The sequence below is a fragment of the Micromonospora sp. NPDC049559 genome, from assembly GCF_040676675.1.
In the GTDB taxonomy this organism is placed as follows: Bacteria; Actinomycetota; Actinomycetes; order Mycobacteriales; family Micromonosporaceae; genus JBFAPK01.
Window position 1 is genome coordinate 92,040 of record NZ_JBFAPK010000011.1, and the last position, 15,030, is coordinate 107,069.

At 73.3% G+C, this 15,030-nt stretch carries 14 protein-coding genes; 8 read left to right on the top strand and 6 right to left on the bottom strand.

The window, feature by feature from the left end; genetic code table 11:
* The 4 genes from AB0J86_RS15090 (at nt 1) to AB0J86_RS15105 (ending at nt 4,101) form a co-directional block, all read left to right on the top strand.
* Nucleotides 1-492, top strand: coding sequence for a MarR family transcriptional regulator (locus AB0J86_RS15090; RefSeq protein ID WP_363857292.1), 492 nt, complete (start codon nt 1-3; stop codon nt 490-492).
* Nucleotides 489-2,321 carry an ABC transporter ATP-binding protein gene (locus AB0J86_RS15095; protein ID WP_363857294.1) on the top strand — a complete coding sequence of 611 codons (1,833 nt, stop codon included), beginning with the start codon at nt 489-491 and terminating at the stop codon, nt 2,319-2,321. The genes AB0J86_RS15090 and AB0J86_RS15095 overlap by 4 nt, the downstream gene beginning before the upstream one ends.
* A 9-nt stretch (nt 2,322-2,330) precedes the next feature.
* Nucleotides 2,331-2,963: a LysE family translocator gene (locus tag AB0J86_RS15100; RefSeq protein WP_363857296.1), complete on the top strand. Its 633-nt coding sequence runs from the start codon at nt 2,331-2,333 to the stop codon at nt 2,961-2,963.
* Between the two features lie 91 nt (nt 2,964-3,054).
* Nucleotides 3,055-4,101: a hypothetical protein gene (locus AB0J86_RS15105; RefSeq protein WP_363857298.1), complete on the top strand. Its 1,047-nt coding sequence runs from the start codon at nt 3,055-3,057 to the stop codon at nt 4,099-4,101.
* A gap of 83 nt (nt 4,102-4,184) precedes the next feature.
* On the opposite strand, the gene AB0J86_RS15110 is transcribed toward AB0J86_RS15105, so the two are convergent.
* Complete coding sequence (locus tag AB0J86_RS15110) at nt 4,185-5,120, bottom strand: DUF72 domain-containing protein (protein ID WP_363857300.1); 936 nt, start codon at nt 5,118-5,120, stop codon at nt 4,185-4,187.
* 138 nt (nt 5,121-5,258) lie between these two features.
* Here AB0J86_RS15110 and AB0J86_RS15115 point away from each other — a divergent pair, with 138 nt between their 5' ends.
* The 4 genes from AB0J86_RS15115 (at nt 5,259) to AB0J86_RS15130 (ending at nt 9,462) form a co-directional block, all read left to right on the top strand.
* Complete coding sequence (locus tag AB0J86_RS15115) at nt 5,259-5,915, top strand: methyltransferase domain-containing protein (RefSeq protein WP_363857301.1); 657 nt, start codon at nt 5,259-5,261, stop codon at nt 5,913-5,915.
* A gap of 87 nt (nt 5,916-6,002) precedes the next feature.
* Nucleotides 6,003-6,764 carry a cyclase family protein gene (locus AB0J86_RS15120; RefSeq protein ID WP_363857303.1) on the top strand — a complete coding sequence of 254 codons (762 nt, stop codon included), beginning with the start codon at nt 6,003-6,005 and terminating at the stop codon, nt 6,762-6,764.
* A gap of 4 nt (nt 6,765-6,768) precedes the next feature.
* A complete protein-coding gene (locus AB0J86_RS15125; protein ID WP_363857305.1) occupies nt 6,769-8,445 on the top strand; it encodes a thiamine pyrophosphate-binding protein in 1,677 nt (558 codons plus the stop codon).
* Nucleotides 8,446-8,652: 207 nt separating this feature from the next.
* Nucleotides 8,653-9,462: a L,D-transpeptidase family protein gene (locus AB0J86_RS15130; protein WP_363857307.1), complete on the top strand. Its 810-nt coding sequence runs from the start codon at nt 8,653-8,655 to the stop codon at nt 9,460-9,462.
* Between the two features lie 153 nt (nt 9,463-9,615).
* Here AB0J86_RS15130 and AB0J86_RS15135 read toward each other — a convergent pair whose 3' ends face one another.
* The 5 genes from AB0J86_RS15135 to AB0J86_RS15155 are packed head-to-tail and all read right to left on the bottom strand — an operon-like array spanning nt 9,616 to nt 14,774.
* Nucleotides 9,616-9,834, bottom strand: a complete 219-nt coding sequence (locus AB0J86_RS15135) for a formate dehydrogenase subunit delta (protein WP_363857308.1) — start codon at nt 9,832-9,834, stop codon at nt 9,616-9,618.
* A 1-nt stretch (nt 9,835) separates the two neighbouring features.
* Nucleotides 9,836-11,728 (bottom strand): formate dehydrogenase subunit alpha, encoded by a 1,893-nt coding sequence (gene fdhF, locus AB0J86_RS15140; RefSeq protein WP_363857310.1) that lies wholly within the window; start codon nt 11,726-11,728, stop codon nt 9,836-9,838.
* Between the two features lie 3 nt (nt 11,729-11,731).
* Complete coding sequence (locus AB0J86_RS15145; RefSeq protein ID WP_363857311.1) at nt 11,732-12,655, bottom strand: 2Fe-2S iron-sulfur cluster-binding protein; 924 nt, start codon at nt 12,653-12,655, stop codon at nt 11,732-11,734.
* The gene (locus tag AB0J86_RS15150; protein ID WP_363857313.1) at nt 12,652-14,211 is read right to left on the bottom strand and encodes an NADH-ubiquinone oxidoreductase-F iron-sulfur binding region domain-containing protein; all 1,560 of its coding nucleotides are present in this window, start codon (nt 14,209-14,211) and stop codon (nt 12,652-12,654) included. Before AB0J86_RS15150 ends, AB0J86_RS15145 begins: the two co-directional genes overlap by 4 nt.
* Nucleotides 14,208-14,774 (bottom strand): formate dehydrogenase subunit gamma, encoded by a 567-nt coding sequence (locus tag AB0J86_RS15155; protein WP_363857314.1) that lies wholly within the window; start codon nt 14,772-14,774, stop codon nt 14,208-14,210. The genes AB0J86_RS15150 and AB0J86_RS15155 overlap by 4 nt, the downstream gene beginning before the upstream one ends.
* Between the last annotated feature and the right edge of the window lie 256 nt (nt 14,775-15,030).

Here is a 15,030-nt window from a genome sequence, read left to right on the forward strand (position 1 = left end):
GTGCGTAACAACAACGAGACCGAAACGGAAGCCGGGACCGAGACCGGCGTCTCGCTGCGCGCCGCGAGGCAGGTCCGGCGGGGCGTGCTGGCGCTCGGCACCCGGCTGCGGGCCGAGCGCGCCGGCGAGCTGACCCTGACCCAGAGCGCGGTGCTCGGCCAGCTCTACCGGCACGGTCCGATGACCCCCGGCGAGCTCTCCGGCCGGCTCCGCACCAAGCCACAGTCGCTGACCCGGGTCTTCACGGCGCTGGAGGAGTCGGCGCTGCTGCGGCGTACGCCCGACCCGGGCGACGGCCGGCAGTCGCTGCTCAGCATCACCCCGGCCGGCCGGCACGCCGTACGGGCCGAGATGCGCCCCCGCGACGCCTGGCTGGCCGCGACGCTGGCGCGCGAGCTGACCCCGGCCGAGCGGGACCTGCTGGTGATCGCCAGCGGCCTGCTGGAGCGGCTCGCCGAGATCGACGCGGCACCCACCGAGGTGGAGCCGTGACCACGGCGACGGCGGCCCTGCGGCAGTCCCCGACGGAGGGCGAGACCGGCCCGGACGAGCTTCCGGTACGCCGTGTCGTCCGGCTCTTCGCGCCGCACCGCTGGCTCGTCGCGGCGCTGGTGCTGGTGGCCGTCGTGCAGGGCGGTACCGGCGTGGTGGCGCCGTTCCTGCTCCGCGAGATCCTGGACCGGGCCCTGCCCGAACGCAGCGCGGTGCTCGTCTCCTGGCTGGCCGGCGGCATGATCGCCAGCGCCGCCGCGGCGGCCGCGCTCGGCGTCGCGGCGACCTGGCTGTCCAACCTGGTCGGGCAGCGGGTCATGCACGACCTGCGGGTCGCCGTCTACGGGCACCTGCAACGGATGTCGCTCTCCTTCTTCACCCGCACCCGCGCCGGCGAACTCCAGTCCCGGATCGCCAACGACGTCGGCGGGGTCGACAACGTGGTGTCGAACACCGCCAGCTCCACGGTGCAGAACGCCACCGCGGCGGCGGCCGTGGCCGTCGCCGCGCTCGTGATGAACTGGCGGCTCGCGCTGCTCTGCCTGGTCGTCGTACCGCTCTTCCTGGTCGCGTCGCTGCGGCTGGGCCGGCAGCGGCGCGGCATCGCCCGGGGGCGCCAGCGCCAGCTCGCCGAGATGACCTCATTGGTCGAGGAGTCACTGTCGGTCTCCGGGGTGCTGCTCACCAAGACGATGGGGCGCCGGGAGGTGCTCGCCGAGCGGTTCGCCGCCGCGTCCCGGGCGCTGTCGACCAGCGAGATCAACGCCGCGATGAGCGGACGATGGATCGTGTCGACCCGCCGGGCGAGCCTGACGATGGTCCCCGCCATCGTCTACTGGGTGGCCGGGCTCGCGTTCGCGCACGGCGCCGCAGTGATCTCGATCGGTACCGCGGTCGCCTTCACCAGCATGCTCAACCGGCTGGTCGCCCCGGCCAGCGCCCTGCAGGGGCTCGGCGTGGCGGCGTCGACCTCGATGGCGCTCTTCGCCCGCATCTTCGAGGTGCTCGACCTCCCCGTGGACGTCGACGAACGGCCCGACGCGCGACGACTCGACCCGGTCCGGGGCGAGGTACGCCTCGACCGGGTCTCGTTCCGCTACGGCCCGGACGCGTCGCCGACCCTGCACGACATCGACCTGCACGTGCCGGCCGGTACGACCACCGCCCTGGTCGGCGAGACCGGTTCGGGCAAGACCACCCTCGCCTACCTGGTGGCCCGCCTCTACGACCCGAGCAGCGGGTCGGTGTCGATCGACGGGGTGGACCTGCGCGAACTGCGGCTCGAATCGGTCGCCCGGGCGGTCGGGCTGGTCGCGCAGGACACGTACCTGTTTCACGACACCATCCGGGCGAACCTGCGCTTCGCCGCGCCCGACGCCACCGACGAGGCGATCGAGTCCGCCGCCCGCGCCGCCCGGATCCACGACCTCGTCGCCGCGCTCCCCGAGGGGTACGACACGGTGGTGGGCGCCCGGGGCCACCGCTTCTCCGGCGGCGAGCGCCAGCGCCTGGCCATCGCCCGGATGCTGCTGCGCAACCCGCCGATCCTGGTGCTCGACGAGGCGACCAGCGCGCTGGACAACGAGACCGAGCGGGCCGTGCAGTCCGCCCTGGACGAGCTGTCCCGGGACCGGACCATCATCGCCATCGCCCACCGGCTCTCCACCGTGCGGCACGCCGACCAGATCGTGGTGCTCGACCGGGGCCGCATCGTGGAGCGCGGCACCCACGAGGAGCTGCTCGCCGCCGGGGGCCGCTACGCCGTACTGGCGGGCGGGCTCACCGACGGAGCAGACGGCCGAGCGGCACCTCGGCCGGACACGGCTTAGCCTGGCGGGATGGACTGGTCGTCGTACGCGTCGTTCCTGCTGTTCGCGGTCGTCCTGGTGCTGGTGCCCGGTCCGGACTTCGCGGTGGTCACCAGGAACACGCTGGCGGCCGGCCGGTGGCGGGGTGCCTGGAGCGCCGCCGGGGTGGCGAGTTCCAACGCGGTACAGGGCACGGCCGCGGCCGCCGGGCTGGGGGCGCTCGTCGTCCGCGCCCAGCCGGTCTTCGAGGCGCTCCGGTGGGCGGGCGTCTGCTACCTGGCGTACCTCGGGATCCAGGCGCTGCGTTCGGCCGTGCGCGGCGAGTATCCGCCGCTGGAGTCCGGGCCGGCCGCGCACGACCCCGGCGCGGCCCTGGCCGGCTGGCGGCAGGGCTTCCTGTCCAACATCACCAACCCCAAGGTGCTGGTCTTCTACCTGGCGGTGCTCCCGCAGTTCCTCGCCCCCGGCACGGGCGCGTCCGTGCTGCTGGTCTTCGCCCTCAGCCACGCGCTGCTCTCGCTGCTGTACCTGCTGACGCTGACCGCGTTCCTGTACCGGATGCGCCGGTTCCTGGCCCAGCGCCGAGTCCGGCGCGGTCTCGACGCCGCCACCGGGGCGGCGCTGCTCGGCTTCGGCGCCCGGCTCGCCACCGAGCGCCTCTGAGTCGCCCGACCGGTCGGGCGTCGGCCCCTTCCGGGAACCGGCGGCGGAGACTAACCTCGATCGACAAATGTTGCCGACACTTGGAGTAAACATGTCGAAAAGCTTCAGTCGTCGCCGTCTGCTCCAGTTCGGCGCGGCGGCGGCCGCCGCCGGTACGCTCGCCCCGCTGGCCGGCGGCGCCGCGGCGGCCCGCGCGGATGGCGACCTGCCCGACTCGCTCCGGTTCGACCTCGACACGCCCTCCACGATGCTGCTGCGCGAGAAGGCGCTGCAGAACGTCACCGTGCTCCAGTCGCTCGCCTTCGACAACACCAACCGGCGCATCTACACGGCCCAAGTGGTGCAGGGCGGGCTGAAGCTCTCCGGCGAGAGCACCACGGTCGCGGGTGCCGACCGGGCCCGTCGGGGTGACCTCGCCATCACCCAGCTGGACCTCGCCGGCAACAAGCTCGGCTACATGTACCTCAAGGGCTTCGGCCACGGTGTCTCCATCGGCGTCGAACCGGTCGGCACCTCGGCGTACCTCTGGGTAGAGACCGACGGCGTCAGCGACGGCACCAACGCCTGGGGCCGGGCGCTGGCCCGGCTGAAGTTCACCAGCGGCCAGGTGCTCACGAACACCTCGTCGGCGCTGGAGAAGTTCCAGCCGGTCGCCGGCGCGACCTCCACCACCCCGGCGATCGACCCGACCACCAACCGGCTGATCATGCGGTACGTGCTGAACGGACAGCGGCTCATCACCGCGTACGACCTCGCCTCGGTCAAGGCCCGGACGTACGCGCCGCTGGCGACGGTGCAGCAGCCGGCCGTGGTCGCCCCGACGAACCAGCCGTTCCAGGGGTACACGGCGCTCGGACGCTACCTCTACCTGCTGGAGGGCGCCGCGTACGGCAACCCGGGCTCGACCGCGCCGGACGGCAACACGTACATCACCTCGGTCGACCTCACCACCGGCGCCGTGGTGCAGCGCTTCCTCACCCGGGCCGGCTACTCGCTGGACTACCGGGAGCCGGAGGGGATGGCGATCCAGCTCACCAACCCGGCCGACCCGTCCTCGGCGCGCCTGACCGAGGGCTTCGCCTCCGGGGCGAGCGGCGCCCGGAAGATGAGCGTCTACTACAAGGACGTACTCGTCTGACCCGCCCCAGCCCCGCCCCGCCCCCAGCCCCGTCGATCTAGGGCAAATCCTCGTGAGTTGATCTCCAATCACGACGATTTGCCCTAGATCGACGCGCCGTGGGGTGCCGACGCGCGGTGGGGCGCCGCCGTGGACCGGCTGGCCGCGGGGCCGAGCAGTTCGGCCAGCCGCGCCGCATCGCGCTGGGCCTGGTCGCCGCAGCAGTTGTTGAACAAGGCGTGCACCTCGTCGACCTCGGCAGCCAGCTCCCGCAGCCGCCCGGACCACTCGCGCAGTTCCCGATCCGGGTACGCGTAGCGGAACTTCTCCTGCTTGTCCCCCGACTCCCACTCGGCGCTGTGCCCGTGGAACCGGACCAGCGCCGGCTCGGCGGTGGCCACCACGATCGGCGGTACCGAGCTGGGATGCCCCTGCGGCATGTCCACGCAGACGTAGGACAGGTCGTGCCGCTGCAGGAACTCCAGCGTCCGCAGCGCCCGGTCCCCGACGTACCAGGAGCCGTGCCGTAGCTCGACCGCCACGCGCAGCGGGCGGCACCGCTGTGCCGCGTGCAGGATCCGCCGCTGCGCCGCCTCGCCCCAGGCCAGCCACGGCGGAAACTGGAGCAGCACCACACCCAGCTTGCCGGCCTCGGCGATCGGTTCGAGTACGGCGTGGAACATCGCCCAGAGCTCGTCGTGCGCCGCCTCCGGCAGGTCCCGACGGCGCAGCCGGTCGCGATCGGACCGGCCGGCCGGGCGCAGCTGACGCGGCAGCGCGGAGATCGGCGTCGGATGGCCGGTGAGCAGGCTGAACGCCTTGACGTTGAAGGTGAAGCCGGGTGGGGTCCGGTCCGTCCACGCCCGAGCCGTCTCGACTGCCGGCAGCGCGTAGTAGGTGGTGTCCACCTCGACCAGGTCGAAGCGCTCGGCGTAGTGGGCGAGCCGCCCGGCCGGAGTGTTCGCCGCGCGCGGATACCAGCCGGAGGAGATGAGGGAACGGTCCGCCCAGGACGACGTGCCCACCCGTATCGCACCCATGCGTACCAGCTTTCCGCCGCGCGGGCCGCCAAAACTACATGAATGAAATTCGCGCGCCGCCCACCCCGCCACGGCGGCCCGTCCCGGCCACCACCGCCCAGCCCGGCCACGGCTGCCGGCGCCCGCTAACTTGGCGTCGTGACCGAGCCCGCGTACGTACCCGCCGTCCGGACCGCGTACGACACTGTCGCCGTCGACTACGCCGAGCGGCTCGGCGACGAACTCGACCGCAAGCCGCTGGACCGCGCGCTGCTCGCCACCTTCGCCGAGCTGGTCCGGGCCGACGGCGGCGGACCGGTCGCCGACCTGGGCTGCGGACCCGGTCGGGTGGCCACCGTCCTGCACGGGTTGGGGCTGGACGCGATCGGCGTCGACCTGTCACCCGTGATGCTGGCGATCGCCCGGAAGGCGTACCCGGAGCTGCGGTTCGTGGAGGGCCTGCTGACCGCGCTGCCGATCGCCGACGGCGCCCTGGCCGGGGCGCTCGCCTGGTACTCGATCATCCACACCCCGCCGGAGCAGCTCCCGGCGGTCTTCGCCGAGTTCGCGCGGGTGCTCGCCCCGGACGGTCACCTGCTTGTCGCCCACCAGGCCGGCGACGACGAGTTGGTACACCTGGAGCGGGGGTTCGGCCACGAGGTCTCGCTCGACGTCTACCGGTTGTCGCCCGACCGGGTCGTCGAGCGGCTGCGCCGGGCCGGGTTCGTGGTGCACAGCCGGGTCCGGCACGACCCGCCGGGACCGGAGTCGAACCCGCAGGCGTACCTGCTGGCGCGCAAGCCGCAGCGCCCGTAGGGGGCCCGCGGCCGTAGCGGTCGCAGTGGCCACGGCGGTCGTCGGGAAGGCGGTGACAGCGGGCTTCCGCCCCGGTACGGTCGCCGCATGACGGTGCTCAACGATCTGGTCGCCGCGCTCGCCGACGGCAGCGTGAGGGTGGTCGACCTGACCGCCCCGCTGCACGCCGGGACGCCGATCCTGACGCTGCCCGAGCCGTTCGGGCAGACCGTGCCCTTCCAGCTCCAGGAGATCAGTCGGTACGACGACCGCGGGCCGGCCTGGTACTGGAACAACATCTCCACCGGCGAGCACACCGGCACCCACTTCGACGCGCCGATCCACTGGGTGACCGGCCGGACCGGCCCGGACGTGTCCCAGGTGCCGGCGCGGCGGCTGATCGCACCGGCCGTGGTGATCGACCACGCGGCCGAGGCCGCCGCCGATCCCGACTTCCTGCTTGAAGTCGAGCACGTCAAGGCGTGGGAGGCCGAGCACGGCTCGCTGCTGGCTGGCGGCTGGCTGCTCTACCGTACGGGCTGGGACGCGTACGGGGACGACGCCGAGGCGTACGCCAACGGCGGCCGTACCCCCGGCATCTCCGCCGAGTGCGCCCGCTGGCTGGCCGAGGAGGCGCCGATCCAGGGCGTCGGGGTGGAGACCGTCGGTACCGACGCGGGCGGGGCGCCGGGGTTCGATCCGCCGTTCCCGTGCCACTCGTACCTGCTCGGCCACGACAAGTACGGCCTCACCCAGCTGCGCAACCTCGCCCAGCTGCCGCCGACCGGCGCGGTGGTGCTGGCCGGCCCGCTGCCGATCGTGACCGGCTCGGGCAGCCCGTGCCGCGTCCTCGCCCTCGTGGAGGGATAGCCGGGTGCGGGTGGCCGAACTCGTCGGGCGCGTCCTGGCGGCGCACGGCGTGCGGCACGTCTTCGGCGTGGTCGGCAGCGGAAACTTCCACGTCACGAACGCGCTGGTCGCGGCCGGGGCGCGCTTCTACCCGGCCGCACACGAGGGCGGCGCCGCGTGCATGGCGGACGGTTTCGCCCGTACCGCCGGCACCGTCGCCGTGCTCTCCGTCCACCAGGGCCCGGGGGTCACGAACGCGCTGACCGGCGTGACCGAGGCGGCGAAGAGCCACACCCCGCTGCTGGTGCTGGCACCGGAGGCCACCGCGCCGGGCTCGAACTTCCACATCGACCTCGCCGCCGTCAGCGCCGCGGTGGGCGCGCGCTTCCACCGGGTACGCGCCGAGCGCGCGGCCGAGGACGCCGCCGACGCCTTCCACGCCGCCGCCGCGGGGGCCACGGTCGTGCTCGGCCTCCCGCTGGACGTGCAGGAGGCACCGGCCCCGCCCTGGAACGGCCCGCCACCCGGCACCGCGACCGACGCGACCGGCGGCCCGACGAGCGGCCCGGCCGGCACGGCTTCCGGCTCGGACGGCGCGATCGACGGCCTGGACGCGCTCGTCGCGGCCGTACGCGCGGCCCGCCGACCGGTCTTCGTCGCCGGCCGGGGCGCCCGCGCCGCCCGCGAACCGCTGCGCCGGCTGGCCGCGCGCTGCGGCGCGCTGCTGGCCGTCTCGGCCGGCGCGAAGGGACTCTTCGCCGGGGACCCGTGGAACCTGGACGTCGCGGGCGGGTTCGCCACACCGCTCGCCGCCTCGCTGATCCCCGAGGCGGATCTCGTGGTCGCCTGGGGCAGCTCGCTGAACATGTGGACCACCCGGCACGGCGAGCTGATCCCGCCGGGCGTACCGGTCGCGCACGTCGACCGCGACCCGGCGGCGTTCGGCCGGAACCGGCCCGTGGAGATCGCGGTGCTCGGCGACGTGACGGCGGTGGCCGAGGCGGTCGCCGCCCGGCTGGCCGGCGAGCCGGACCGGACCGGCTGGCGCACGCCGGAGCTGGGGCGGCGGGTCCGCGAGCGGGGCCGCTGGCGGGACGAGCCGTACCCGGACGGGAGCGACCCCGACGCCGGGAGGCTCGACCCGCGCACGCTGAGCATCGCGCTGGACGACCTGCTGCCGGCCGAACGCACGGTGGTCGTCGACTCCGGCAACTTCATGGGCTACCCGTCGATGTTCCTGTCCGTACCGGACGCCGCCGGCTTCTGCCTCACCCAGGCGTTCCAGTCGGTCGGCCTCGGCCTGGCCAGCGCGCTCGGCGCCGCGGTCGCCCGCCCGGACCGGCTCACCGTCGCGGCGCTCGGCGACGGCGGTTTCCTGATGTCCTCGGCCGAGCTGGTCACCGCCGTACGGCTGGGGCTGCCGCTGGTCGTGGTCGTCTACGACGACGCGGCGTACGGTGCCGAGGTGCACCACTTCGGGCCGGACGGTCACCCGCTGGAGACCGTCACCTTTCCGGAGACCGACCTGGCCGCCATCGCGCGCGGCCACGGCTGCGCGGGTCTGACCGTACGGCGGCTCGACGACCTGGACGGGGTGCGGGACTGGCTGGCCGGTCCCCGTACCCGGCCGTTGGTGCTGGACGCGAAGGTGGCCACCGAGCGCGCCTCCTGGTGGCTGGAGCACGCGTTCCGGGGCCACTGACGGGCCGCCCCGGCGGACCGGCGGCTTCCGGGCCGGATGCGGAGGCTCTTCCGCCCGGAGTCCGTCGAGGTCGACGTGCCGCGGCGGGCGGGCCGGCCGGGCGTGTCAGCGTCGCGGGCGGCGAAAACGTCACAGCCCGTGCGGCCCATTTTCTCTCCTCGAAAGTGTGATGGTGCCGCTGGCGGGGCCCCTGCCACCATCGCGGTGGTGAATCGCAGAGCACTTCTCCGTGGCGCCGCCGTCGGCATGCTGTCACCCGTCGTGGCCGGTACGCCCGCGCTCGCCGCCGGCCTCACCACCACCTCGGGCGACTCCCCGATCCCGCGGCGACCGCTGTCGGGCTCGACGGGCCCGGTGCCGTCGCGGCACGTCACCTTCCCGGCCCCGACCCTCGCCGACCGGCTCACCACCCTGCCGGCCGAGACCACCCAGTTGATCATCGTCTACAGCGAGGGCTACACCACGACGTACGCGACGATGGAGACCTTCGCGAGGGACGCCGACGGCTGGCGGTCGGTCTCCGCCCCGCTGCCGGCGCGGATCGGCTCGAAGGGGTTCAGCGACAACCACGTGGAGGGGATCGCCACCACGCCGACCGGGGTGTACTCGATCGGACCGACCATGTACGGCATCGCGGCGAACCCCGGCGTGCAGTACCCGTACCACCCGCTCGTGACCAACGACTGGTGGAACGAGAACCCCTCCTCGCCCGGCTACAACACCTTCCAGCACACCAGCACCAACCCGGGCGGCGCCAGCGAGGCGCTCTGGCTGGAGAAGCCCGCCTACACGCACTTCGCGGTGATCACGTACAACATGCCGCCGAACGTGCCCACGCCGATCCCGAACGCGGGCAGTGGGATCTTCCTGCACGAGTTCAGCACCGCGGGCGGCAACGCCACGGCCGGCTGCGTGAGCCTCAGCCACGACCACCTGGTCGGCGTCCTGAGGTGGCTGACCCCGGCGGCCTCGCCACGGATCGTGCTCAGCCCGCTGGAGAGCCTCGGACGCTACTGACGCACGGTGGATCCTCGGCGCCACTGACGTGCGGTGCGTCCCGGCGCAACCGACGCGCGCTGGATCCCCGGCGCCACCGACGGGCGGTGACGGCCGGCAGCCCGCAGGCCGCCGGCCGTCGGCACCGGGGGGCGGAGGGCCACCACCCGTGGCTCAGTCGACCGCGAGCAGCCGGGCCGCGGCCGGTACCAGCGGATCCAGCGCGTCCGGGTCGGCCTCGACCTGCCGGAGCAGCTCGGCCCGCATCCGCGGCTCCCAGAACGCGCGGATGTGCCGCGCGATCTCGGCCGCCGCTACCGCCGGGGGTTCGTGGTGGAAGTGCACGGCCAGCTCGTTGGCGAGCCGGACCTGCGCGGACGTCTGCCCCGACATCTCAGTCCACCAGCGCCGCTACGGGGACGGGGCGCCGCGCCTCGGCCGGCGGCGCACCGGTGCCGGGGTGCTTGAGACCGACCTGGACGGCCGTCACCTTGTACTCCGGGCAGTTCGTCGCCCAGTCGGAGTTCTCGGTGGTCACCACGTTGGCGCCGGTCACCGGGTGGTGGAACGTGGTGTAGACGACGCCCACCGGCATCCGGTCGGAGAGCACCGCCCGCAACGAGGTGGCGCCGACCCGGCTCGCGAGGGTCACCTCGTCGCCGTCGCGGATGCCGCGCACCTCGGCGTCGTGCGGATGGATCTCCAGCAGGTCCTCGGGGTGCCAGGCGACGTTGCCGGTACGCCGGGTCTGCGCCCCCACGTTGTACTGGCTCAGGATCCGGCCGGTGGTGAGGATCAGCGGGTACTTGCGGGTGCTGCGCTCCCGCGTCGGCACGAACGGCGTGGTCACGAACCGGCCCTTGCCCCGGACGAAACCGTCCACGTGCATGATCGGCGTGCCCTCGGGGGCGTCGGCGTCGCAGGGCCACTGCACGCTACCGAGCTTGTCCAGCTTCTCGAAGGAGACTCCGGCGAAGGTCGGGGTGAGCGCCGCGATCTCGTCCATGATCTCGCGCGGGTGCCGGTACTCCATCGGGTAGCCCATCGCCTGGGCGATCTCGCAGACGATCTCCCACTCGTGCTTGCCGGTCTTCGGCGCCATCACCGGCCGCACCCGGTTGATCCGCCGCTCGGCGTTGGTGAAGGTGCCGTCCTTCTCCAGGAACGAGGTGCCGGGCAGGAAGACGTGCGCGAACCTGGCCGTCTCGTTGAGGAAGAGGTCCTGCACCACGACCAGCTCCATCGCGCTCAGCGCGGCGGTGACGTGAGTGGTGTTCGGGTCGGACTGGGCGATGTCCTCGCCCTGTACGAAGATCGCCCGGAAGCTGCCGTCGATGGCCGCGTCGAACATGTTCGGGATGCGCAGCCCCGGCTCGGCCTGCAGGGTGCTGCCCCACATGTTCTCGAAGACCGCGCGGACGGCCTCGTCCGAGACGTGCCGGTAGCCGGGCAGCTCGTGCGGGAACGAGCCCATGTCGCAGGAGCCCTGCACGTTGTTCTGCCCGCGCAGCGGGTTGACGCCGACGCCGTCGCGGCCGACGTTGCCGGTGGCCATGGCGAGGTTGGCCATCCCCATCACCATGGTCGAGCCCTGGCTGTGCTCGGTGACGCCGAGCCCGTAGTAGATCGCGGCGTTCCCGCCGGTCGCGTAGAGCCGGGCCGCCGCGCGCAGCTCCTCGGCCGGTACGCCGGTGATCGACTCGACCGCCTCGGGGCTGTTCTCCGGCCGCCCGACGAACTCGGCCCAGTCGTCGAAGCCCTCGCAGCGCTCGGCCACGAAGGCCCGGTCGACCAGCCCCTCGGCGAGCACGACGTGCGCCATCGCGTTCACCACGGCGACGTTGGTGCCGGGGGCGAGCTGGAGGTGGTGGGTCGCCTCGATGTGCGGCGAGCGGACCAGGTCGATGCGGCGCGGGTCGACCACGATCAGCTTCGCGCCCTCGCGCAGCCGGCGCTTCATCCGGGAGGCGAAGACCGGGTGCCCGTCGGTCGGGTTCGCCCCGATCACCATGATCACGTCGGCCTGGGCCACCGAGCGGAAGTCCTGGGTACCGGCCGAGGTGCCGAAGGTCTGCTTGAGCCCGTACCCGGTCGGCGAGTGGCAGACCCGGGCGCAGGTGTCGACGTTGTTGTTGCCGAAGGCGGCCCGGATCATCTTCTGCACCACGTAGACCTCCTCGTTCGTGGTACGCGAGGAGGTGATGCCGCCGATGGCGCCGACGCCGTGCCGGGCCTGGATGTCGCGCATCCGGACGGCCACGTAGTTGATCGCGGTGTCCCAGTCCACCGGCTACCACTCGTCCGTGACGCGCTCCCGGATCATGGGGCTGAGCTGCCGGTCCGGGTGGGTGGCGTAGCCGAACGCGAACCGCCCCTTGACGCAGGAGTGACCCTCGTTGGCGCCGCCGTCCTTGTACGGGACCATCCGTACCAGCTCGTCGCCGCGCAGCTCCGCCTTGAACGAGCAGCCCACGCCGCAGTACGCGCAGGTGGTGAGGACGGTGCGGCTCGGCATCCCGAGTTGGACCACCGACTTCTCCTGCAGCGTCGCCGTCGGGCAGGCCTGTACGCAGGCGCCGCAGGAGACGCACTCGGAGGCCATGAACGAGGTGCCGCCCGCGGAGACCTTCGAGCCGAAGCCGCGCCCCTCGATGGTCAGCGCGAAGGTGCCCTGGATCTCGCCGCAGGCCCGTACGCAGCGGGAACAGGCGATGCACTTCGACGCCTCGAAGTCGAAGTACGGGTTGCTGGAGTCGGTCGGCGCGTCCAGGTGGTTCTCGCCGGAGTAGCCGTACCGGACCTGGCGCAGGCCGACCGCGCCGGACATGTCCTGCAGCTCGCAGTCCCCGTTGGCCGAGCAGGTGAGGCAGTCCAGCGGGTGGTCGGAGATGTAGAGCTCCATCACCCCCTGGCGCAGCTTCTCCAGCTTCGGCGTCTGAGTGCGCACCCGCATCCCCTCGGCGACGGGCGTGGTGCAGGAGGCCGGGGTGCCGCGCCGCCCGTCGATCTCCACGAGGCAGAGCCGGCAGGAGCCGAACGCCTCCAGGGTGTCCGTGGCGCAGAGCTTCGGGATGTCCACCCCGGTCAGGGCGGCGGCCCGCATGACGGAGGTGCCCTCGGGCACCGTCACCGGCATGCCGTCGACCTCGATCGAGACGGTCGCCGGGCCGGGGCGGGCCGGCGTACCAAGGTCGGGTTCCTTCAGCAGGCTCATGGTCTGGCCTCCTCGTACCGGGCGGTGAAGTCGTCGGGGAAGTGCAGCAACGCGCTGCGTACGGGCATCGGGGTCAGGCCGCCCATGGCGCAGAGCGACCCCTCGGTCATCAGCTCACACAGGTCGCCCAGGAGCGCCAGGTTTTCGTCCGGGTCCTGACCGGCCCGGATCCGGTCGATCACCTCGACGCCGCGCACCGCGCCGACCCGGCAGGGGGTGCACTTGCCGCACGACTCCTCGGCGCAGAACTCCATGGCGAAGCGGGCCATCGCCGCCATGTCCACGGTGTCGTCGAAGACCACCACGCCGCCGTGGCCGAGCAACGCGCCCGCCTCGACGAACGCCTCGTAGTCCATCGGCAGGTCCAGGCCGTCGGCCGGCAGGTACGCCCCGAGCGGGCCGCCGACCTGCACCGCGCGCACCGGCCGCCCGGTGCGGGTACCGCCGCCGTAGCCGTGCACGAGCTCGGCCAGGGTGATGCCGAACGCGGTCTCGAAGACGCCGCCGTGGGCGATGTTGCCGCCCAGCTGGAAGACCTGCGTACCCCGGGAGCGACCGACCCCGAGCGCCTGGTACGCCGCGCCGCCGTCGGCGAGGATCGCCGGTACCGAGGCCAGGCTCAACACGTTGTTGACGATCGTCGGCTTGCCGAACAGGCCGGTGATGGCCGGGATGGGCGGTTTGGCGCGGACCATGCCGCGCCTGCCCTCCAGGCTCTCCAGCATCGCGGTCTCCTCGCCGCAGATGTACGCGCCGGCGCCCACCCGTACGTGCAGGTCGAACCGCTGCCCCGAGCCGAGGACGTCCTCGCCCAGCCAGCCCTGGTCCCGCGCCACCTCGATCGCCCGGCGCAGGGCACGCACCGCGTCGGGGTACTCCGAGCGGACGTAGACGTAGCCCTCGCGGGCGCCCACCGCGTACGCCGCGATGGTCATGCCCTCGATCAGGGTGAACGGGTCGCCCTCCAGGAGCATCCGGTCGGCGAACGTCCCGCTGTCGCCCTCGTCGGCGTTGCAGCAGACGAACTTCTCGTCCCCGGCCGCGTCGGCGACGGTCTTCCACTTGATCCCGGCGGGGAACCCGGCGCCGCCGCGCCCGCGCAGCCCCGACTCGGTGACCTCGCGGACCACCTCCGCCGGGGCGAGTTCCAGCGCCCGGCGCAGCCCGGCCAGGCCGCCGTGCGCGAGGTAGTCCTCGGGCGAGAACGGGTCGGTCACCCCGACCCGGGCGAAGCAGAGCCGGGTCTGGTCGCGCAGCCAGGGCAGCTCCTCCACCGGGCCCTGGCGCAGCGGGTGGTCGGCGCCGTCGAGCAGGCCCGCCGCGACGAGTTCCCCGACCGCCGACGGGTCGACCGGCCCGTAGCCGATCCGGCCGTCCCCGGTCACCACCTCGACCAGCGGTTCCAACCACAGCATGCCGCGGGATCCGTTGCGGACGATCCGCACCGCCCGACCGGCGGCGGCCGCGTGCCGCCGGATCTCCTCGGCGACCTCGTCCGCGCCCACCGAGAGCGCGGCCGAATCCCGGGGTACGTAGACCGTGACCGGTGCCGTCATGAGTTCACCGCCTCCGTGGTCGACGCCGCGCCGCCCGGCGCGGAATGGCCCGCGACCCCGCCCGGCGCGACGCGGCCGGGGGCCGGGGCGCCGGCGGGGGCGCGGCCCAGCGCGGCGTCCAGCCGGTCCGGGTCGAGGCGCCCCAGCACCCGCCCGTCGAGCTGGGCGGCGGGGCCGAGCGCGCAGTTGCCGAGGCAGAAGACCTGCTCCAGGGTGATCGAGCCGTCGGGCGTGGTCTGGCCGAGCTTGACGCCGAGCGCCTGCTCGGCGTGGGCCAGCAGCCGTTCCGCGCCCACCGACTGACAGGCCTCGGCCCGGCAGAGCCGCAGGACGGTACGCCCGGCGGGCTCGGCGCGGAAGTCCGAGTAGAAGGTGACCACGCCGTGCACGTCGGCGCGGGAGAGATTGAGTTCCCGGGCCAGCACCGGCACCAGGTCCGGGTCGACGTAACCGAACTCCTCCTGGACCCGGTGCAGGATCGGCAGTAACGCGCCCCGGTCACCGCGGTGCGCCGCGACCAGCGCGCGCACCCGATCGGCCATCGAGGTGTCTGGACTTCCCACTCTCGGCCCACCCCACATCCACCGAACGCGAATCGACATACTGTAGGCTGAATATCGTATGCAACCGCCGGACGGAAAGCCAGACCGGCCGCCGCGTACGGGTCGCCCTCGCAACGCCCGCTCCCCCGCCGCACCCGCACGTGGCCGCACCTGGCCGCCGCCGTCGACGCGTACGGCTCCGAGCCCGTGACGCCGGGTGTCGGCGCTCCTCATCCGTCCGAGAGGGACGAGGCAGGTCGGTACCGACGGCGGCTGG